Annotated in this window: 16 protein-coding genes and 1 other annotated feature; of the genes, 13 read left to right on the top strand and 3 right to left on the bottom strand. The window is 57.0% G+C overall.

Annotated elements, in window-relative coordinates; all coding sequences use genetic code 11:
* The first annotated feature begins 344 nt into the window (after nucleotides 1-344).
* The 13 genes from ABVS15_RS08790 (at nucleotide 345) to ABVS15_RS08730 (ending at nucleotide 13071) form a co-directional block, all read left to right on the top strand.
* Complete coding sequence (locus ABVS15_RS08790; RefSeq protein WP_369283357.1) at nucleotides 345-1100, top strand: ParA family protein; 756 nt, start codon at nucleotides 345-347, stop codon at nucleotides 1098-1100.
* 18 nt (nucleotides 1101-1118) lie between these two features.
* Nucleotides 1119-2003, top strand: a complete 885-nt coding sequence (locus ABVS15_RS08785; protein ID WP_369283356.1) for a ParB/RepB/Spo0J family partition protein — start codon at nucleotides 1119-1121, stop codon at nucleotides 2001-2003.
* 14 nt (nucleotides 2004-2017) lie between these two features.
* Nucleotides 2018-2554 carry a hypothetical protein gene (locus tag ABVS15_RS08780; protein ID WP_369283355.1) on the top strand — a complete coding sequence of 179 codons (537 nt, stop codon included), beginning with the start codon at nucleotides 2018-2020 and terminating at the stop codon, nucleotides 2552-2554.
* 60 nt (nucleotides 2555-2614) lie between these two features.
* Entirely contained in the window at nucleotides 2615-3922 is a 1308-nt protein-coding gene (gene serS, locus ABVS15_RS08775; protein ID WP_369283354.1) for a serine--tRNA ligase, read from the top strand.
* Nucleotides 3923-4124: 202 nt separating this feature from the next.
* Entirely contained in the window at nucleotides 4125-4532 is a 408-nt protein-coding gene (gene mscL / locus ABVS15_RS08770) for a large-conductance mechanosensitive channel protein MscL (RefSeq protein ID WP_369283353.1), read from the top strand.
* The gene (gene rsmG, locus ABVS15_RS08765) at nucleotides 4529-5227 is read left to right on the top strand and encodes a 16S rRNA (guanine(527)-N(7))-methyltransferase RsmG (protein ID WP_369283352.1); all 699 of its coding nucleotides are present in this window, start codon (nucleotides 4529-4531) and stop codon (nucleotides 5225-5227) included. The genes mscL and rsmG overlap by 4 nt, the downstream gene beginning before the upstream one ends.
* A 116-nt stretch (nucleotides 5228-5343) precedes the next feature.
* Complete coding sequence (gene minD / locus ABVS15_RS08760; RefSeq protein WP_369283351.1) at nucleotides 5344-6087, top strand: septum site-determining protein MinD; 744 nt, start codon at nucleotides 5344-5346, stop codon at nucleotides 6085-6087.
* Between the two features lie 16 nt (nucleotides 6088-6103).
* The gene (locus ABVS15_RS08755; protein ID WP_293009636.1) at nucleotides 6104-6517 is read left to right on the top strand and encodes a methylglyoxal synthase; all 414 of its coding nucleotides are present in this window, start codon (nucleotides 6104-6106) and stop codon (nucleotides 6515-6517) included.
* A gap of 182 nt (nucleotides 6518-6699) precedes the next feature.
* Entirely contained in the window at nucleotides 6700-8055 is a 1356-nt protein-coding gene (gene hisS / locus ABVS15_RS08750; protein ID WP_369283350.1) for a histidine--tRNA ligase, read from the top strand.
* 5 nt (nucleotides 8056-8060) lie between these two features.
* Nucleotides 8061-8609: a hypothetical protein gene (locus tag ABVS15_RS08745; RefSeq protein WP_369283349.1), complete on the top strand. Its 549-nt coding sequence runs from the start codon at nucleotides 8061-8063 to the stop codon at nucleotides 8607-8609.
* A gap of 81 nt (nucleotides 8610-8690) precedes the next feature.
* The gene (gene aspS / locus ABVS15_RS08740) at nucleotides 8691-10466 is read left to right on the top strand and encodes an aspartate--tRNA ligase (protein WP_369283348.1); all 1776 of its coding nucleotides are present in this window, start codon (nucleotides 8691-8693) and stop codon (nucleotides 10464-10466) included.
* Nucleotides 10467-10555: 89 nt separating this feature from the next.
* Complete coding sequence (locus tag ABVS15_RS08735; RefSeq protein ID WP_369283347.1) at nucleotides 10556-11746, top strand: glycoside hydrolase family 3 N-terminal domain-containing protein; 1191 nt, start codon at nucleotides 10556-10558, stop codon at nucleotides 11744-11746.
* A 170-nt stretch (nucleotides 11747-11916) separates the two neighbouring features.
* Nucleotides 11917-13071: an alanine--tRNA ligase-related protein gene (locus ABVS15_RS08730; RefSeq protein ID WP_369283346.1), complete on the top strand. Its 1155-nt coding sequence runs from the start codon at nucleotides 11917-11919 to the stop codon at nucleotides 13069-13071.
* Nucleotides 13072-13245: 174 nt separating this feature from the next.
* Here the strand turns inward: ABVS15_RS08730 and ABVS15_RS08725 are convergent, their stop codons facing one another.
* The 3 genes from ABVS15_RS08725 to ABVS15_RS08715 form a co-directional block, all read right to left on the bottom strand.
* Nucleotides 13246-15183, bottom strand: a complete 1938-nt coding sequence (locus ABVS15_RS08725) for an LTA synthase family protein (protein WP_369283345.1) — start codon at nucleotides 15181-15183, stop codon at nucleotides 13246-13248.
* Between the two features lie 96 nt (nucleotides 15184-15279).
* The gene (locus ABVS15_RS08720) at nucleotides 15280-16698 is read right to left on the bottom strand and encodes a glycine--tRNA ligase (protein WP_369283344.1); all 1419 of its coding nucleotides are present in this window, start codon (nucleotides 16696-16698) and stop codon (nucleotides 15280-15282) included.
* A 61-nt stretch (nucleotides 16699-16759) separates the two neighbouring features.
* Nucleotides 16760-16970: a binding site (T-box leader), on the bottom strand.
* Nucleotides 16971-17165: 195 nt separating this feature from the next.
* Complete coding sequence (locus ABVS15_RS08715; RefSeq protein WP_369283343.1) at nucleotides 17166-19040, bottom strand: S-layer homology domain-containing protein; 1875 nt, start codon at nucleotides 19038-19040, stop codon at nucleotides 17166-17168.
* Between the last annotated feature and the right edge of the window lie 46 nt (nucleotides 19041-19086).

Genomic DNA, 19086 nt, shown 5'->3' with positions numbered 1-19086 from the left:
TCTTCGTTGTTTTTGTAAAAGCTTTTCTATTTTTGTGTTTTTCTGCGCCAACCGCCTTGAATCTCAAGAAAAACCTTGTTATAATGTCACAAGGAACCTTTCACAGGCTGTTTTTGCCCGCAAACGCGGGCAACGCGACTATACACGCACGGGAACCTCTTTAACCGGGTGGTTTGTCTTGCTTTATAAAGCGGTACAACTCTTTGGGACTAGCTTGTGCGTTTGCATGATGTGCACACCGCAAACATACGCAGTGCCGCTTTTTTGCGGTTTTGAAGTCTATCAGATCAGAATTGAGAGAAAGCGGCGCGTTTGACTGCCGTTACGGGAAAGCGGGTGCTGTATTGGCAAAAATTATCGCGATTGTGAATCAAAAGGGCGGCGTGGGGAAAACCACTTCCTGTGTGAACCTTTGCGCCGCAATGAAAGACGCAGGGCAGCGGGTGCTGCTGTGCGACTTTGATCCCCAGGCCAACGCCACCTCCGGCATGGGAGTGGACAAAACATTGTCTAAGGGCGTGTATGAGGTGGTTATCGGCGAGGCCCCGGCGGCAGACGCCATCGTAACAACAAAATACGGCGATGTCCTTCCCTCCAACAAGGCGCTGGCGGGCGCAGGCATTGAGTTGATTGCCATGGAGCGGCGGGAATACCTGCTGAAGGACGCGCTGGCACAGGTGTCAGACAGCTACGACTTTATTTTTATTGACTGTCCTCCCTCTTTGGAGCTGCTGACCTTAAACGCCCTTTGCGCTGCCGACTCCGTTTTGGTTCCGGTGCAGGGGGAATACTTCGCACTGGAGGGGCTGAGTGACCTGATGAACACCGTGCGGATTGTCCGCCGGTCCTTAAATCCACGTCTGGAGCTGGAGGGCGTTCTGCTCACCATGTTCGATGGGCGGACCAATCTGGCGCTCCAGGTGGCAGAGGAGGTTAAGCACTATTTTCCCGGGAAGGTCTATGCCACCGTGATTCCCCGGAATGTACGCTTGTCCGAGGCGCCCAGCCATGGAAAGCCTATCTTCTCCTACGACCGCGCCTCTCGTGGCGCGGAGGCCTACGGCGCGCTGGCCGCCGAATTTTTACAGAAGAATCGCTGATTCTGGAAAGGAGTCGCTATGGCGTCTCAAAAATCCGGGTTGGGACGGGGCCTTGGCGCCCTGTTGGGAGACGACGTGCTGAAAACAGAAACCTCAGGCACCTTCTCTCTGCCGATTTCCCAGGTGGAGAGCTGCTCCACCCAGCCCCGCAAGAGCTTTGACGGGGACGCATTGAACGATTTGGCGGATTCTATCCGCCGCCACGGAATTATTCAGCCGCTTACGGTACGGAAGCTCGCTTCCGGGTACTACCAGATTGTTGCAGGAGAGCGCCGCTGGCGCGCCGCCCGGATGGCGGGTCTTTCAGAGGTGCCGGTTGTGGTTGTGGAGGCCGACGACCGAAAGGCCGCGGAGCTTGCCATGATTGAAAACCTCCAGCGGGAAGACCTGAACGCCATGGAAGAAGCCGCCGGCTTTCAATCCCTGATTCAGTCCTATCGCATGACACAGGAGGAGGCCGCCGAAGCCGTTGGCAAGTCCCGCAGTGCCGTGGCAAACGCATTGCGCCTGCTGACTCTCTCCCCCGCCGTAAAAACACTGGTGGAGGACGGAACCTTGTCCGCAGGACATGCCAGAGCCCTGCTTCCCCTCTCCCCCGCTTTGCAGGAAAGCGCGGCACGATCCGTGATCTCCGGGGGACTTTCCGTCCGCCAGACGGAGGCACTGGTGAAAAAACTGAGCGCCGAGAAGCCGGAAGAAGAGACTGCTTCCTCCGACCAGGTGGACTATGCGGCAGAGGCGCAGCGGGAGCTGGCCTCCCGGCTGGGCCGGGGCGTAAAAATTGTATCAGGCCGGAAAAAAGGCCGGGTGGAACTTGAATATTACGGAGTGGACGATCTCAATGATTTGCTGGAGGCCTTGACGCTTCTTCGAATCAAGCGCGCCCAATCTGAACAGATGTGAGGAATACACTGAACATGAAACTGGAAAAGCGCAGCACAGGAGCCGAGGACGCAGCTCCCGCGCCGGAAGTCAGTACCCCGGGCGGGAAGAAAAACAAGCCCGTCGTCGTCTATATTATGGTCCTGTTTATTGTGGCCTTTTTACTCATGGCGCTGTCCTTTTTAACCCATCAGCGCAGTAACGAGGAGGTCATCGGTACCTTGCAAAGCTCCGTTTCCACCTTACAGGAGCTTCAAAAAAGTCAGGATGAAAACCTGCGGCTTCACTCCCGGCTGGAGGATACAGAAAAACAAGTTCAGGAACTGGAATCCCAAGTGAAGGAGCTGGAGGACGCCGGAGTGAAGTCGGATGACAAGACGGATGCGCTGCTCTCTCTGTACCTTTTGCAGCAGCAATACGCCGCCAAGGACTTTGACGCCTGCCGGCAGACCCTTCAATCCATGGAGGACGCGGGACAGCCCGACCTTCTCCCCAAGGATGGTCTGGGCGAGGTTGTCTCACCGTCCCAGCGATACCAGCAATTGAAGGAAGCCGTGATGTCGGCGTGGTAGGCCCCGGCTTCCATTGACCCTATAAAATTTTACACGGTATGTGGTAAGGAGAAAACGAATATGCTGGATATCAAATTTGTCCGGGAGAATCCCGACGCAGTCAAAGAGAACATCCGAAAAAAGTTTCAGGACACCAAGCTTCCTCTGGTAGACGAGGTCATTGAACTGGACGCCAAGCGCCGCGCTGCCATCGCGGAGGCAGACCAGCTCCGCTCAGACCGGAACCGGCTGAGCAAGCAGGTCGGCGTACTGATGGGACAGGCCAAGAAGGACCCCTCCAAGCTGGAGGAGGCCGAGAGCGTAAAAAAGCAGGTCACAGACAACGCCCATCGGCTGGAAGCGCTGGAAAAACAGGAAGCACAATTGGACGAGGACATTCGCAAGCGGATGATTGTCATTCCCCAGATCATTGACCCCTCCGTGCCTCTGGGTGCGGACGACAGCGCCAACGTGGAGGTTCAGCGTTTCGGCGAGGCAAAGGTCCCCTCTTTTGAAATTCCCTATCACGTGGATTTGATGGAGCGGTTTGACGGCATTGATCTGGAGGCCGCAGGCCGTGTCTCCGGCAACGGATTCTACTATCTGCTGGGGGACATTGCCCGGCTGCACGAGGCTGTCTTGGCCTACGGGCGGGATTTTATGATTGACAAGGGCTTCACCTACTGCATCCCCCCCTTCATGATTCACGGCAACGTGGTGGAGGGCGTCATGAGCCAGACGGATATGGACGGCATGATGTACAAAATTGAGGGGGAGGACCTGTACCTCATCGGCACCTCGGAGCATTCTATGATTGGCCGATATATCGACCAGATTTTGCCCGAAGCCTCCCTGCCCCAGACGCTGACCTCCTACTCCCCCTGCTTCCGCAAGGAAAAGGGCGCCCACGGCATTGAGGAGCGGGGTGTTTACCGCATTCACCAGTTTGAAAAGCAGGAAATGATTGTGGTCTGCAAGCCCGAGGAGTCCAAGGAGTGGTACGAAAAGCTCTGGGCAATGTCCGTGGAGCTGTTCCGGTCGATGGACATTCCCGTGCGGCAGCTTGAATGCTGCTCCGGCGATCTGGCGGATTTGAAGGTCAAGTCCTGCGACATTGAGGCGTGGTCCCCCCGCCAGCAGAAGTATTTTGAGGTCTGCTCCTGCTCCAACCTGGGCGACGCGCAGGCCCGGCGGCTGCGCATTCGCTACAAGGACGAAGACGGAAAGATGCAGCTTTGCCACACGCTGAACAACACCTGCGTGGCCCCGCCCCGGATGCTGATTGCATTTTTGGAGAATAATTTGCAGGAGGACGGCTCGGTGCTGATTCCTGCCGTCCTGCGCCCTTATATGGGCGGCAAGGAAAAATTGATTCCCAAGCACGCCTGAGATTTCGGAGTTGATTTCCGTTTGTAGTATTTTATGCAAATATTACAAATAGTTAAACCCGTTTGGAGCCTTTGGCACACTCTCGGCACAGGTTTCCCTTCGTTTTCGGCGGGAAATCGGCTCTATTTGGGTCATGCTCTTCAAACCATTGCGCCGCAGCGGCTTGAAGGCTACTGCACTTTAAAAAAGGAGACTTGCTTTCATGACAAAAAAAGCCGGCGGACTTATTGCCGAATTTAAAGAGTTTATTTCCCGTGGCAACGTGGTGGACATGGCAGTAGGCGTAATCATCGGCGGCGCGTTCAAGGCCATCGCCGATTCTCTGGTTGGCGACATTCTGATGCCCCTCATCAGCCTGCTCACAAAGAAGGTTTCTTTTGAGGACATGGTCTGGGTGGTGGGCGGTGGCCAGACGGTCATCCCCTACGGAAATTTTCTTGCTGCCATTCTGAACTTCCTGATTACGGCGCTGGCTATTTTTCTTCTGGTGAAGGCCATCAACCGCTTCCGGAAAAAGGAAGAGGTTGCCCCACCCAAGCCTCCCGCAACCAGCCCAGAGGCAGCCCTGCTGACAGAGATTCGTGACCTTTTGAAAGAGCAGAAGAAATGATGGAAACCATCCTGCGGGAGGGACTGACGGCGCTGGGGCTGGAGCAGTCCTCCGTCCCCTCCCTGCTGCGCTACGGGGCGCTTTTGGAAGAAAAAAATAAAGTCATGAACCTCACCGCCATCAAAGAAGCGGACGAGGTGGCCCGGCTTCACTTTCTGGACAGCGCGGCGCTTTTAAACCTGCTGGATTTTCGGAACAAAACTGTGGTGGACGTGGGTACAGGGGCCGGATTTCCAGGCCTGCCCATTCGGCTTTTGGAGCCATCCGCCCATGTGACGCTGCTGGACTCTCTTGGAAAGCGCATCGTTTTTTTGCAAGAGGTCTGCACGGACTTGGGCCTTTCGGACGTAGAATGCGTCCACGCCCGGGCGGAGGAGTTTGCCGTATCACGCCGGGAGTCCTTTGACACGGCGGTATCCCGGGCCGTGGCCTCCCTTTCCGTGCTTGCGGAGCTGTGTCTTCCTCTTGTAAAAACGGGAGGAACGTTCCTTGCCATGAAATCCGTGGACAGCGACGACGAGCTTTCCGCCGCGGAACACGCCATCTCTGTTTTAGGCGGTCGGATATCCGCAGTGAAGGACTATTCGATTCCCGGTACGGACATCGTCCACCGGGCGGTACTGGTGGAAAAGGTAAAACTCACGCCGAAAGCCTATCCCCGGTCCTATGCAAAAATCAAAAAGGACCCCCTTTGACCGTCGAAACCGCCATTGGGGCAGCAAATTGAAAATTTTTTATGACGATCCGTTAAATTGTTTTGATTTTGGCGCATTCTTCCTGTAAAATCAGGATATACAAGAGGTGAGTTCCGATGGGTGAATGTATCGCCGTCGTCTCCGGCAAGGGCGGGACCGGCAAAACCTCCTTTGTGGCGGGGGTCGGCTCCGCTATGGCGAAGGCCGGGAAACGCGTACTGTGCATCGACTGCGACGTGGGCCTTCGGAATCTTGATCTGGCGCTGGGGCTGACGGACAAGGCCCTGATGGACTTTTCCGACGTAGCACAGGGCCGATGTACTCTGGAAGAAGCGGTGGTAGGCCATTCCCGGCTTCCCGCGCTTCACCTGCTCACCGCACCGGTTCGCAGCCGGGGCCGCCCCGTGGGCGAGGAGCAGTTTCGCGCTCTGGCAGAGCAGGCCCGGGAGCAGTATGATTTCTGCCTTCTGGATGCGCCGGCGGGGTTGGAGGGAGGCTTTCGTCTGGCCGTGTGTGGGGCGGACCGCTGCGTGGTGGTCACCACGTCTGACGCCGCGTCCCTGCGGGACGCGCAGCACACGGTGATGGAGCTGTCAGCCTTTCCCCGGGGAAAACTTCATCTGGTGGTCAACCGGGTGCGCAAAAAGCTTCTTCGGAACATGCACGCCACCATCGATGACGCCATTGACGCCGCCGGACTGCCCTTACTCGGCGTGGTGCCAGAGGACGACCGACTTCCCCTCGCCCTGAACCGGGGCGTTCCCCTGCCTTTGACCCACGACAGCCCCGCAGCCACCGCCTATCAAAACATTGCCCGGCGTCTCATGGGACAGCGCGTGCCCCTGATGCGCATGAAATAGAAAGGAGCCTATTCCGATGAACATTGCAATCATGTCCCATGACAACCGCAAGGACCTCATGGTTCAATTCTGCACGGCCTATGCCGGCATTCTTTCCCGGCATACGATCTTTGCCACCAACACTACGGGCCATATGGTGGCCGACGCCACCGGGCTGGATGTACACTGCTTCCTCTCCTTTGCCCACGGCGGCTGCCAGCAGATCGGCGCCCGTATCGCCTATAATGAAATTGACCTGGTTTTGTTTTTCGACGATCCCAACAGCCCCAGCATGGCCGAGGACGTGACCTACATCTCCCGTCTGTGCGACCAGAACAACATTCCCTACGCCAGCAACATCGCCACGGCGGAGCTGCTGATTCTGGGTCTGGCCCGGGGCGATCTGGACTGGCGTGACATCGTCAATCCCAAAACCCACCCCCAGGTCTGAGAGCGTTTCGGGCGGACTTTCCGCCCCACGGACAAACGCCAACGGGAGCGGAGGAGACATTCCCCCTCTCGCATTTGGGTGCGCCGCGAAGCGTTTTCCGCTCTCGTCCCAAACCCACGGGGCGGGAGCGCCTTTTTATCTCTGACGTTTCAACAAATTACAGGATAAAGGAGTCTTTTCTCATGGCTGTTTTAAAACCACGTACGCTCTCCGGCTTTATGGAGCTGCTTCCCGCGCCTCAGCAGCAGATGGAGCGCATTATGGAGGTCATCCGCCAATCCTTTTCCCTCTACGGGTTTACCCCGCTGGACACGCCCATCATTGAGGCCAGTGAGGTGCTGCTTGCCAAGGGCGGCGGCGAAACGGAAAAACAGATTTACCGTTTTACCAAGGGCGACGCGGATTTAAGCCTCCGCTTTGACCTGACAGTCCCTCTGGCCAAGTACGTGGCCATGCATTACAGCGAGCTGAGTTTCCCCTTCCGCCGGTTCCAGATTGGTAAGGTCTACCGGGGTGAGCGGGCCCAGCGGGGCCGCTTCCGCGAGTTTTATCAGGCGGATATCGACGTGATTGGAGACGGAAAGCTGTCCCCCATCAACGACGCGGAAATTCCCGCTATTATTTACCGGGTTTTCTCCACCTTGGGACTGAACCGGTTTCAGATTCGCGTGAACAACCGCAAGATTCTCAACGGGTTTTACGCTATGCTGGGCCTTTCCGAGCTTTCCGGCGAGGTAATGCGCACAGTGGACAAGCTGGAAAAGATCGGTGAGGCCACGGTGCGGGGGATTTTGGTGGATGATCTGGGCGTCCCCGGGGAAAAAGCCGATGAAATCTTGAAATTCATCGCCATTTCCGGCGGCAGCAAGGCTATTCTGGCCGCGCTGGAAGGATATCGCGGCCGGAACCCCCTGTTCGACGAGGGGCTGGACGAGCTTTCTCTGGTGGTAAACTATCTGGATTCCTTCGGTGTTCCCAGCGAGAATTTCGTGGTGGATTTGACCATCGCCCGGGGGCTGGACTACTACACCGGCACGGTATATGAAACCGCGCTGCTGGACCACCCCGAGGTAGGCTCCGTCTGCTCTGGCGGACGATATGACAATCTCGCGGAATACTACACGGAAAAGGAGCTTCCGGGCGTGGGCATTTCTATCGGCCTGACCCGCCTGTTCTACGTGCTGGGAGAGCAGGGAATGCTGAATCCCGACCTGCTCACCGCCCCCACCGACGTGTTGATTCTCCCTATGACAGAGGATTTGGGTCCCGCTATTTCCTTTGCAACCCTCCTGCGTCAGGACGGTATCCGGGCCCAGCTCCACTGCGAGGATAAAAAGTTCAAGGCGAAAATGTCCTATGCCGACAAGCTGCGTATTCCCTACGTGGTCTTCTTGGGCGAGGACGAGGTGAACTCTGGCGTAGTCGCCTGCAAGGATATGTTCTCCGGTGAGCAGACCAAGCTGGCTGCGGTAGAAACCGCAGCGCTTATTAAAGCAGGCCTTACGGAGAAGAACAAGGGCGCCGTCATTTTGGGATGAGCACCGTGGAAAAAGCGGATGCAAAAAAACGCCGCTTGCGGAAAACCCTCCTGATTTTCTGTTTTCTGCTTTTGATCGGGGGCGGGCTGTGGTATGCCCGTCCCGTGGGGCTTACTGTCCTCTTTCCCGGAATAAAGCCGGAAGACATAGATGTCACCCTGATTCATTTTGTCGATGACCAGCGCATGGAAACCCGGAATATTCAGCTTTCGGCAGTCGATCCGGGCTTTGACGAGCTGCTCACCCAGGTGGAGACGCTCCGCTTCCACAGGCCTCCCTGGAACCTCGTTTTGCAAGCCGTGCCGATGCTTTCGGATCGATTTGCACAGACAAAATTGGTAGCGGACGGCGATATCGAGCACGTCTATATCACGCTTGCACAGTCCGTTTCGGAGGACCGGCGCTACGCACAGTTGACATTTTATGTTGACGAATGGTCCTATCGGGATTTTGACCGCAGCGTCTCCCTTCCGCTTATTATGTTTAACGGCAAGGAAATCGGGCAAGCGCTGGCGCGGGACTTCTGGGAAATTGCCATGCCCGTCGATTCCTGATTGCAATCAACCTGCAAAAAAATACTGTTTGTATTTGATTTTCCCGTTTTCCATTTCAGATATAGAAAGGAAATCACCATCATGACACAATCGAGAACCCATACCTGCGGAGAGCTGCGGCTTGCCGACGCGGGCAAGTCCGTCACCATCGTGGGATGGCTGGAAAACGTCCGGGAGGTGGGCTCGGAGCTGGCATTTGCCGTCATCCGGGATTTTTACGGCACCACACAGGTGGTGGCCGAGACTTCCGAAGACGTGAAGACCCTCAAGGGCATCAATAAAGAATCCACCGTCTCCGTCTCCGGGTCTGTCCGGGAACGGGCGTCCAAAAACGCCAATCTGCCCACCGGCGAGGTGGAGATTGTCCCCTCTTCCATCGAGGTTTTGGGTCGCTGCCGCCACAACGAGCTGCCCTTCCCCATCAACCGCAGCCGGGAGGCGGATGAAGCCACCCGCCTGAAATACCGATATCTGGACCTGCGCAATCCCGACGTGAAAAAGAACATTCTTCTGCGGTGCAACGTGGTATCCGCCCTGCGCCAGTCCATGACGGAGCACGGCTTTTTGGAAATCACCACGCCTATTCTCACCGCTTCCTCCCCCGAGGGGGCCAGAGACTATCTGGTGCCCGCCCGGAACCATCCTGGCAAGTTTTACGCTCTGCCCCAGGCTCCCCAGCAGTTCAAGCAGCTTTTGATGACCTCCGGCTTTGACCGTTATTTTCAGATTGCTCCCTGCTTCCGCGACGAGGACGCCCGGGCGGACCGCTCCCCCGGCGAATTTTATCAGCTGGATATGGAGATGGCCTTTGCCTCTCAGGAGGATGTATTTGCGGTTCTGGAGGACGTGCTGCCCCCCATTTTTGCCAAGTTTGGCGCGTATGACCGGGCCAGCGGCGCACCCTTCACCCGCATTCCCTATGCCAAGGCGATGGAGCTGTACGGCTCTGACAAGCCCGACCTGCGGATTGACCTGACAGTGCAGGATGCGACCGCCGTTCTCTCTACCTGCGGATTTGAGCCGTTTGCGGGGAACACTGTCAAGGCCGTGGTGGTTTCTGGGTTTAACGAGACGCGCAAGTTTATCGACAAAACCCTTGCTGATGTGGAAACCCAGTCCGGAAACAAGGCCTATTGGTTCCGGTTGGACGAAAACGGCGAAGTGGTGGGCGGCATTGCCAAGTTTGTGGCCCCGGTAAAGGATACAGTGGTAAGCGCCTTGGGCTTGAAGGCGGGCGATTTCGTGGCCCTGTCCGCAGGCACTCTTTCCGCCGCCCAGAAAACCGCAGGCGTGCTGGTGAAGACGCTGGGCGCAGCGGTTCCCGGCCACATGGATAAGGAGCAGTATTCCTTCTGCTGGATTGTGGATTTCCCCATGTATGAAATGGGCGAGGAGTCCGGCGAGCTGGAATTTTGCCACAACCCGTTCTCCATGCCCTCCGGCGGACTTTCCACCCTGCTCAAGGCCGAAGCCGGGGAAATCGATCCCCTGAGCATCACCGCCGACCAGTATGATCTGGTGTGCAACGGCGTGGAGCTTTCCTCCGGTGCGGTGAGAAACCACGACCCGGAGATTATGGTAAAGGCCTTTGAGCTGGTGCGGCTGGGCGAAGAGGACGTGAAGGCCAAGTTCCCCGCCATGTACAACGCCTTCACTTACGGCGCGCCCCCCCACGCGGGCATTGCCCCCGGTGTGGACCGAATGGTGATGCTGTTGGCGGGAGAGGACTCCATCCGGGAAATCATCCCCTTCCCCATGAACAAAAACGCGCAGGACGTGATGATGGACGCCCCCGGCGCTGTCACACAAAAACAGTTGGACGAGCTGCACATCGCCTTGGTGAAGCCGGAGGAATAAGTTCTGGCAAGATCTTCGCGCCCGCAGATGAGACGTGTGCGTCTCTCTGGAAAAGGGTGCGCTTACGGGATTTCCGCAAAGGAGAATTTATGAAACGCTTGCTGTGCTCTTTGCTGGCCGCAGCCAGCCTGTTTACCTTGACCGCCTGCGGCGGTCCGTCCTCCAGCACTTCTGACCCGGACCCGGCCTATTCCGCCGGGTCCGGCTCCGCATCCGAGGAACCAGCGCCTCCACCCGTGGACGAAAAAGAGGCGCGGATAGACGCTCTGCTGGCCCAGATGACCCTTGAGGAAAAGGTAGGCCAGTTGTTTTTCGCCCGGGTCCCGGAGACGGACGCAGCGGCGGACGTGTCCAAGTATCACTTGGGTGGCTATATCCTCTTTGGCAGGGATACAAAAGACAAGACCGCCAACGACCTGATTCAGGCCATAAACAGCTATCAGGAGGCGGCAAGCATTCCCCTGCTCATCGGCGTGGACGAGGAGGGCGGAAGCGTGGTGCGGGTTTCCTCCAATCCTCATCTTCGTGCGAAAAAATTTGCTTCCCCCCAGCAGCTATATGCCGCCGGGGGCATGGATGCAATTGTTCGGGATACTCACGAAAAAGACGTGCTTTTAAAAGCGCTGGGCTTTAACGTGAATCTGGCCCCGGTGGCAGACGTATCCACCAATTCCGGCGACTTTATCTATGACCGCTCCTTCGGACAGGACGCGGTATCCACGGCGGAGTATGTTCGCGCCGTGGTGGGACAGATGAGGGAAGACGGCATGGGCAGCGTTTTGAAGCACTTCCCCGGCTACGGAAACAATGTGGATACCCACACTGGCATCGCCGTGGACGAGCGGCCTTTGGAAACCTTTGAAACCTCCGATTTCCTGCCCTTCAAAGCGGGTCTGGAAGCCGGGGGCGACACGGTGGCCGTTTTGGTAAGTCACAACATCGTGGACGCCCTTACCATGGAGGGAGTCGATGCGGGCCTGCCGGCCTCCCTCTCTCTCAATGTTCACATTACCTTGGGCCTAATGATGGATGAGGCAAACGGTGGCAGCGTGATGATGACCGACGATCTTGCTATGGATGCAGTGAAAGCCTATTCCAAGGACGGCAGCGCTGCCGTGATGGCCCTGTGGGCAGCCAACGGCCTTTTGATAGCTTCGGACTACCGCACTCAGATTCCCCAGGTGCTTGCCGCCGTTGCGGACGGGACGCTGGATGAATTCGCCATCAACCTGCTCTGCACGCAGGTGCTCCAGTGGAAACAGGCACTGGGGCTGATCTAAGAAATTTTTTTGGATTGTGTCTATCTTGAAGCAGGGCCGCCCGGTTTTGAAAGGCCGGGCGGTCCTTCCGGCAAAGGAATGGACTTTGAGAAACGCATCGCAAAAGCGCCGCGTCCGGTTCGGTCCGGAGATCAGCGGCGTTGTTTTCGCGCAGAAAGGAAGTTTTCCACATGGAAACTGAAAAGCTTTATTACGCCGACCCCTTTTTAAAGGAGTTCTCTGCCAAGGTTCTCACCTGCGAAGCAGTGAAAACCGGCTGGGAAGTGGTTCTGAACCAGACTGCCTTCTATCCCGAAGGGGGCGGACAGCCCGCCGACCATGGGACGCTGGGCGGCGTGAATGTTCTGGATGTTTACGAAAAAGGCGGCGTTGTTTTCCACATTTGTGAAAACCCAGTGGAAATTGGGGAAACCGTGGTGGGGCGCATTGACTGGGCCCGCCGGTTCGACCACATGCAGCAGCACTCTGGTGAGCACATTTTGAGCGGCATTCTCTGTGAATCTCACCACTGTGACAACGTGGGCTTTCACATGGGTGCCGACACCGTCACCATCGACTATAACGCCGACATCTCGTGGGAGCAGGCGCTGGAAGCGGAGCGCCGGGCCAACGAATATATCTGGGCAGACGTACCCATTGATATTACCCTCCCCACCCCGGAGGAATTGAAATCCATCGACTACCGCTCCAAAAAGGAGCTGACAGGACAGGTGCGCATCGTGGCCTTTCCCGGCGCAGACTGCTGCGCCTGCTGCGGCACGCATGTGCTTCGGTCCGGGCAGGTAGGGCTTGTAAAAATTCTCTCCTGCCAGAAATTCCGGGAGGGTGTCCGTCTGGAAATTCTATGCGGGGGCAGGGCCTTTGGCCTTCTTTCCACCACATGGGAGCAAAGCAGGGCAGTAGGCCGCCGTCTCAGTGTAAAGCCACAGGACACCGCCGAAGCGGTGGAGCGGCTGGAGACGGAGCTGAACGCCGCCAAGGCAGGGCTTACCCGCCTCGAGGATGCGCTTTTTGAACACATTGCCGCGCAGGAGACGGGCCGGGGAGATACGCTTCTTTTTCAGCCGCCCCTGCGCCCAGATGGGACGCGGAAATTGGCGGACGCGGTGAGCCGCACCTGCGGCGGACTTGCCGCCGTGTTTTCGGGAGAGGATGGGCAGTATCAATATGCCCTGCTCCGGGCTGACGGTGAAGATATTTCCCCGCTGGTAAAGGCATTAAACGCCGCCCTCCACGGGCGGGGCGGCGGGCGAAACGGTTTTGCCCAAGGCTCTGTGCAGGCCAGACACGCGGTAATTGAAGCATTCTTTAAAAGCGTTTTTTGACGCGGACGTTTTCCACAACACAGTTTTGGGACTGCCAAGAAGCCAATTTTCTGACTTGCAGTGCTTTAGGCTACCAAAAAATCTGACAGCCCACTGCATATGCCGTTATCGCTCTTCATTAAAAAAATACCGTCACGCGCCTATGGCGCGTGACGGTATTTCCTTTAGCTTACTTTAACTTTCAATGTTCCGATTCATGGCGGCGGTGGCATAGCGCTGTCCATAATAAGTGTCGTAAATAATGGCGCTGCGCAGCTCCATCAGCTCCCTGTCTTCATCACTCAGCACCGCGTCGGACTCATTCCAATAGGGAACGCCCTGCGCCGTGACGCAGTACAAATCCGTATTCACCAGCAGCGCCTTTGACAATTGCTCCTGCATGGCCCAATAACGGGTTCGGGGCATATTGGCCGCATCCAGCACAGCGGGGCCAAGGGCCGTCAACCCCGTGTCCTGCTTTGTCCCGGCAGACTGCTTTAAAAGCGCCGCGTCGTTTGCCCAGATAAGATAATCGGTGGAGTACAAATCCGCCACCTGCTCTATACTCCAGCGGGAGCAGTCGTTGCTCTCGCAAAGGCCCAGATGGCTGTAAACCGTGCCGCCGTCGGTCATAAACAGATTGGGCCGATGGTCGCCGAAAAAGACCACCACCGTGGGCTCCTCCCGCTGACGCAAAGCGTCGGTCAGCTCGCCCAGCGCCTGATCCGCCCGGGTCAGCCCCTCCAGCATCACCCGCGTAATGGCCAGATTCTCCTCGCTCAACTGATCGCTGGAAACCTCCAGCTGGCACTCATAACCGAATTTTTCCGGATCAAAGGGCTGGTGGTTTTCCATGGAAATGCCGAAAAGAAACGCCTTTTTTCCCTCTTTGTTGGCCGCATCCAGCCGATTCAGCAGGGCCTGCGTAAACACATGGTCACTGAGGTAATAGCCCCCGGCATAGGGACTTCCCTGAATGTTCAGGTCCAGCTCCTGCATCTGCTGGGAAAACAGCAGGTGCTCAAATCCCAGTTTGGGATACGTCACCGTGCGGTTATAAAGACTGTTGTTGTAGGCGTGAAGCATCTCCGTCTCATAGCCCGCCGACTGAAAGGACGTTGCCACGGAGTCCAACAGACTGTAATCCCCCTCATCCCGGAAAGAGATGTTGGTGCCGGGCTTTAAATCCTTTCCCGTCAGACCGGTAAAAATAGACTGCTCGATATAGCCGGTACCGTAGCCCAGATAGCTGGAATAAAACCGGCCGGAAATCCCCTCCCCGCTCAATCGGTGAAAGTTTTCCGCAGGGTCGCCGGAAAGGGTCAGCCCCGGCAGGCGGGTCATATCATAAAACGACTCGGAGAGAATGAAAATCACGTTGGGCTGCTCCCCGGTGGGTTTAGAAGTGCCCGAATTCTCCAGCAGCTCGTCTAGCCGTTCCAACACCTGCTGCATATACTCCGGTCCATAGCCCTCCGGCTCCTGTCCCGCAAGCAGGCACATATCCCGCCAAAGGCCCACGGTCAGCCCGTAGTCCCGATAGGAGATGGCAGACATGATCCGGTCTTGCGTATTCACCGAAAAAGTCCGCCCCAGCGCAGGCCCGCCGGGGCCGATGACCAGCGCAAGCCCCAAAGACACCACCGCTGTGGCCAGCACAAAGCGGATTCGTCCGCCGCCCAAAGGAAACCTTTTCCCCAGCAAAAATAGAAACAAGACCACCAGCACCAGCATTCCCACAGCGGCCCATCCCCGACCGGGAACCTTCAGGTCACCCGCCACGCCCATCACCTGATCCAACTGGCCGATCATTCCGAAATCCTCGGCCTCCAGCGGTGTCCCGTTGATGGCGAGCTTAAAATAGCTCACCAGCGCCAGCGTCACCCCCACAGCCGAGGAGACCAGCGCCCCAACCCACAGCCGTCCGGCTAAAAGGCCCAAAAGCAGCGCTCCGCCCCCGTAAAACACTGCCGTCAGGCAAAAGGGCGGCAGCGCCCCAAGGCACCAGTCCAGCGCTGCCTGTGCGTCTCCCAGCGTAATCCACTGGATGGCAAAGGCCACCGCGCCGCCAAGCCCCAGAGCCTCCAGCAACACCAGAGCGGCCTTTCCGATTTTTAAAAGCGTCTGCTTCAATGTACTTCCTCGCTTTCAGGGGAAAACGGGACACGGCAGTCCCCGTGTCCCGCTCTTCGCATTTTCAAAGCACTCGTAAAAGGCGCGCAGCGCCAATCAGTAGGCCAGCTTCTCCGCAAGGTATGCCTTCAGCCCGTCAATGGGCAGACGGACCTGCTCCATGGTGTCACGGTCCCGGACGGTGACACAGTTGTCCCCGGCCTTCGCGTCGTCGCCCACAGTGTCAAAGTCCACAGTGACGCAATACGGCGTTCCGATTTCGTCCTCCCGGCGATAGCGCTTGCCGATGGAGCCGGTTTCGTCAAAGTCCACCATCCAATCGGAGGAAAGCATCTGCTGAATCTCCCGCGCCTTGTCACCCAGCTTTTTGCTCAGGGGCAGCACGGCCACCTTAAACGGCGCGATGGCGGGATGGAAGCGCATCACCACGCGGGTATCGTTCTTCTCCGCGTCCACCACTTCCTCGTCATAGGCCTCCACCAGCAGGGCAAGGGTCATCCGGTCCGCACCCAGGGACGGCTCGATGACATAGGGAATATAGTGCTCTCCCGCCTCCTGATCGAAATAGGTGAGGTCCTGCCCGGAATGCTCCTGATGCTGGGAAAGGTCGTAGTTCGTCCGGTCGGCCACGCCCCACAGCTCGCCCCAGCCAAAGGGGAATTTATACTCAAAGTCCGTGGTGGCCTTGGAATAGAAGCTCAGCTCCTCTTTCTCGTGGTCACGCAGACGCAGGTTGTCGTCCTTCACGTTCAGGCCCTTGAGCCACTCATGGCAATAGTTCCGCCAATATGCGAACCACTCCAAATCTGTGTCCGGCTTGCAGAAAAACTCCAGTTCCATCTGCTCGAACTCCCGGATGCGGAAGATGAAGTTACCCGGGGTAATCTCGTTGCGGAAGGACTTGCCCACCTGACACACGCCAAAGGGCAGCTTGCGGCGGGTGGTTCTCTGGATGTTTGCAAAATTCACAAAGATGCCCTGCGCCGTTTCGGGCCGGAGATACACCTCGTTGGCACTTCCCTCCGTCACGCCCTGATGGGTCTTAAACATCAAATTGAACTTGCGGATATCGGTAAAGTCCGATTTACCGCAGCCGGGGCAGGGAACCTGCTTTTCCCGGATATAGGAAACCAGTGCCTCGCCGTCCATGGACTCCACGTTCACGTCGGTGATGTTGTTTTCCTGATTGTATTCCTCCACCAGCTTGTCGGCCCGGTGGCGCATTTTGCAGGAACGGCAGTCGATCAGCGGGTCGTTAAAGGTGGCCACGTGGCCGGAGGCCACCCACACCTGGGGATTCATCAGAATTGCGGCGTCCAGTCCCACGTTGTAGGGGTTTTCCTGCACAAACTTTTTCCACCATGCGCGCTTGACGTTGTTTTTCATCTCCACGCCCAAGGGGCCGTAGTCCCAGCTATTGGCCAGGCCTCCGTAAATCTCGCTGCCGGGAAACACAAAGCCCCGGCTCTTGCACAGAGCCACAATCTTTTCCATGGTCTTTTCGGTGTTATTCATAATCTCCCTCTTCCTTTCCTCCGATCAGCACGGACGAAAAATAAAAAACGCCCCGAGCAAAGCTCAGGGCGAACGATTGTCCGCGGTGCCACCTGAATTCGCGCCAAAAAGCGCGCACTCTGACCCGGTAACGGCGGGGACCGGCGCATTCTGCTCTCGCTCAAACGCGCGGCTCGGGGGCGCCTTCTCTCCGTTCCGGCAAGGACTTACACCAAACCGTCCTCTCTCTTCGCCCGGAAACAGGGGATACTACTCCCTTTCACAGCCTGTTGAAATATCGTGGCCTACTCTATCACCTTTTTTCCGAAATGTCAAGAAAATCTCCAAAAGCCAAGAAAGCCGAGGAAACGCCCCGTCTCCAATACAGTTTGGAGACGGGGCGTTTTTCTTATTCCGTCCGCTTCTTAAAGCTTAAAGCACATCATTTATTTCTCCGCTTTTTGCAATCAGACGTCGTCCTTTAAAAATCACTTTTCCTCCGCGATAATTACCCGGACTTGTTTGCCGGCGGTGTTTCCAAAGTTATCAACCCAGCCGGTCAGCTTATAGTCCGATGCGTTGACGGAGCCAAGATTCACCTGATAATAACTCAAGACATAGTTTGCATCCCGCTTACGCAGATAGACCTGCACGCCGGAATCCAGCGCATAAGTCGTATTGCCGCCCATGGCGCTGACAGAGCTGAGGCTGTCCAGCGTGACGGACAGAAGCTGGCGCATATTCTTGATTTCACCGTCGCTGTTAAACTGGACCCCTACACCCCCGGCCTCTGCACTGAATGTTTTTCCGTTGTTGTCAAGAGTGACACTGCTTCCGTCTTTCAGTCCGGAATAGCTGCCGCTGAGTGTGCCGTTGGACTTTTCGGGTACGGATGTCAGATAATAGTAAGACCAGGTATCCCCTGTGGCGTCATCCAAAAGTAAGTGGGTAATTTCGCCGCTGGTATTGGTGACATAGTAACGGATATCATCCGTCGAAAGCGTGTAGCCCGCCAGACGGCTAGGATAAATTTTGGCCCATGCGCCGTTGGAGGCGGTATCCAGAATCTGCACATCCCCTGCAAAGAGTTTGTCTCCCAGCTTGGTTCCGGTCTGATTCACCGCGCCGCTGAGGGTCTTGGCGGTAAGCTGGCTGATCGATGCGCCGCTGTCCGTCATACTGGCGGAAACCAGACTTCCCACCGTGTAGGCGCCACGCTGATTGACGGAGAAGGTGTGAACCACACCGTCGGTACAACCCACACTCACGCGGACCTCGGTTCCTGCGGTGGAACCGGAGGAGGATGCGTTGGCGACAGCAGTCACCACGCCGTAATAAACCGTACTTGCCGCATTGCCATTGACCACATCCACCACTTCACCGTTCATACCCAGAAGAAGCAGGGCGGTGTCCCCCACCTTGAATCCACCCATGGACGACAGCTTATAAGCCGCCGTGGCGGTTCCGACGGTATAGGTGGTCGCGCCAACGGTCACCGAGGTGGGCGCGGCCGCGCTGGGCAGCAAGGCGGTAATGGTACCGCCTGCCCGATCGGTGTAAATCCACACCGTCTGCATCCCCGTGTTATAATAATAGACATCGTACTGCTGCACGGCAGACATGGTAGACACCGCGCCGTTGCGGTAAACAGCAGCAGCCGAGGACGCAAAGGGCAGCTCCAGCGACTGTCCTCTGCCCGCCACATAGGGTCCGCTCAAATTGGCGGAAACCACCGCGGCATAGTCCACGTTGCCGTTGGTAACGGTATAGCCCAGCGTAACAGCGTAGACCTTTGCATCGCTGGTTTGCGCCGTCAGGGTATTATAAAACAGATACACGCAGTCGGACCGGGTCATGTACTCCCCCTTTCCGAGAGAAATCTGATCCCGCAGACCCAAGGAGCTGGCCTTGCTCAGCTGCGCAGAGGGGAAAGAACCCGCCAGTGAGGAGGAGTCGTATCCCAGAAGACGCAGCACCGTGGCGCACGCCTGCTCCAGCGTAATGCTCTGGCTGGGGCGGAAGGTTCCGTCGGTATATCCCGTCATCCACCCCTCGTTTACGGCAATTTTGATATACTGGGACGCCCAGTGGGTGCTGTTCACATCCTTGAAGAGGGAAACGCCCTCCCCATCTCCCACACTGTCTTTATACGAGGAGGCATTTACCAGCATTTTGGCAAATTGTGCACGGTTGACATTGCCGCCCAGATTCAGGTTTCCGGCGGAATCCCCCGTCATAATCCCCAGCGCCCGAATGGTCTGGACCTCGCCGCTGTCCTCCGAAACGGCTGCTCCGGCGGGGATGGCGATCAGCCCGGGCAGCAGAAACACCGCCATTAAAAGGCATAAAATTCGTCTTTTCATAATTTGTTTTTCCTTTCTCCGCGCAGCAGGCGCAAAGTGGCCTTTC

Source organism: Oscillibacter sp. GMB15532, assembly GCF_041020825.1.
In the GTDB taxonomy this organism is placed as follows: domain Bacteria; phylum Bacillota; class Clostridia; order Oscillospirales; family Oscillospiraceae; genus Oscillibacter.
Note: the sequence above shows the minus strand (reverse complement) of the source record. Positions and strands in the feature narration are given on the sequence as shown.

What these genes read in the sequence shown, in the direction of transcription:
- ABVS15_RS08785 (WP_369283356.1), top strand. Translation starts at nt 1,119, where the DNA reads ATGGCGTCTCAAAAATCCGGGTTGGGACGGGGCCTTGGCGCCCTGTTG.
- ABVS15_RS08780 (WP_369283355.1), top strand. Translation starts at nt 2,018, where the DNA reads ATGAAACTGGAAAAGCGCAGCACAGGAGCCGAGGACGCAGCTCCCGCG.
- serS (WP_369283354.1), top strand. Translation starts at nt 2,615, where the DNA reads ATGCTGGATATCAAATTTGTCCGGGAGAATCCCGACGCAGTCAAAGAG.
- mscL (WP_369283353.1), top strand. Translation starts at nt 4,125, where the DNA reads ATGACAAAAAAAGCCGGCGGACTTATTGCCGAATTTAAAGAGTTTATT.
- rsmG (WP_369283352.1), top strand. Translation starts at nt 4,529, where the DNA reads ATGATGGAAACCATCCTGCGGGAGGGACTGACGGCGCTGGGGCTGGAG.
- minD (WP_369283351.1), top strand. Translation starts at nt 5,344, where the DNA reads ATGGGTGAATGTATCGCCGTCGTCTCCGGCAAGGGCGGGACCGGCAAA.
- ABVS15_RS08755 (WP_293009636.1), top strand. Translation starts at nt 6,104, where the DNA reads ATGAACATTGCAATCATGTCCCATGACAACCGCAAGGACCTCATGGTT.
- hisS (WP_369283350.1), top strand. Translation starts at nt 6,700, where the DNA reads ATGGCTGTTTTAAAACCACGTACGCTCTCCGGCTTTATGGAGCTGCTT.
- aspS (WP_369283348.1), top strand. Translation starts at nt 8,691, where the DNA reads ATGACACAATCGAGAACCCATACCTGCGGAGAGCTGCGGCTTGCCGAC.
- ABVS15_RS08735 (WP_369283347.1), top strand. Translation starts at nt 10,556, where the DNA reads ATGAAACGCTTGCTGTGCTCTTTGCTGGCCGCAGCCAGCCTGTTTACC.
- ABVS15_RS08730 (WP_369283346.1), top strand. Translation starts at nt 11,917, where the DNA reads ATGGAAACTGAAAAGCTTTATTACGCCGACCCCTTTTTAAAGGAGTTC.
- ABVS15_RS08720 (WP_369283344.1), bottom strand. Translation starts at nt 16,698, where the DNA reads ATGAATAACACCGAAAAGACCATGGAAAAGATTGTGGCTCTGTGCAAG.
- ABVS15_RS08715 (WP_369283343.1), bottom strand. Translation starts at nt 19,040, where the DNA reads ATGAAAAGACGAATTTTATGCCTTTTAATGGCGGTGTTTCTGCTGCCC.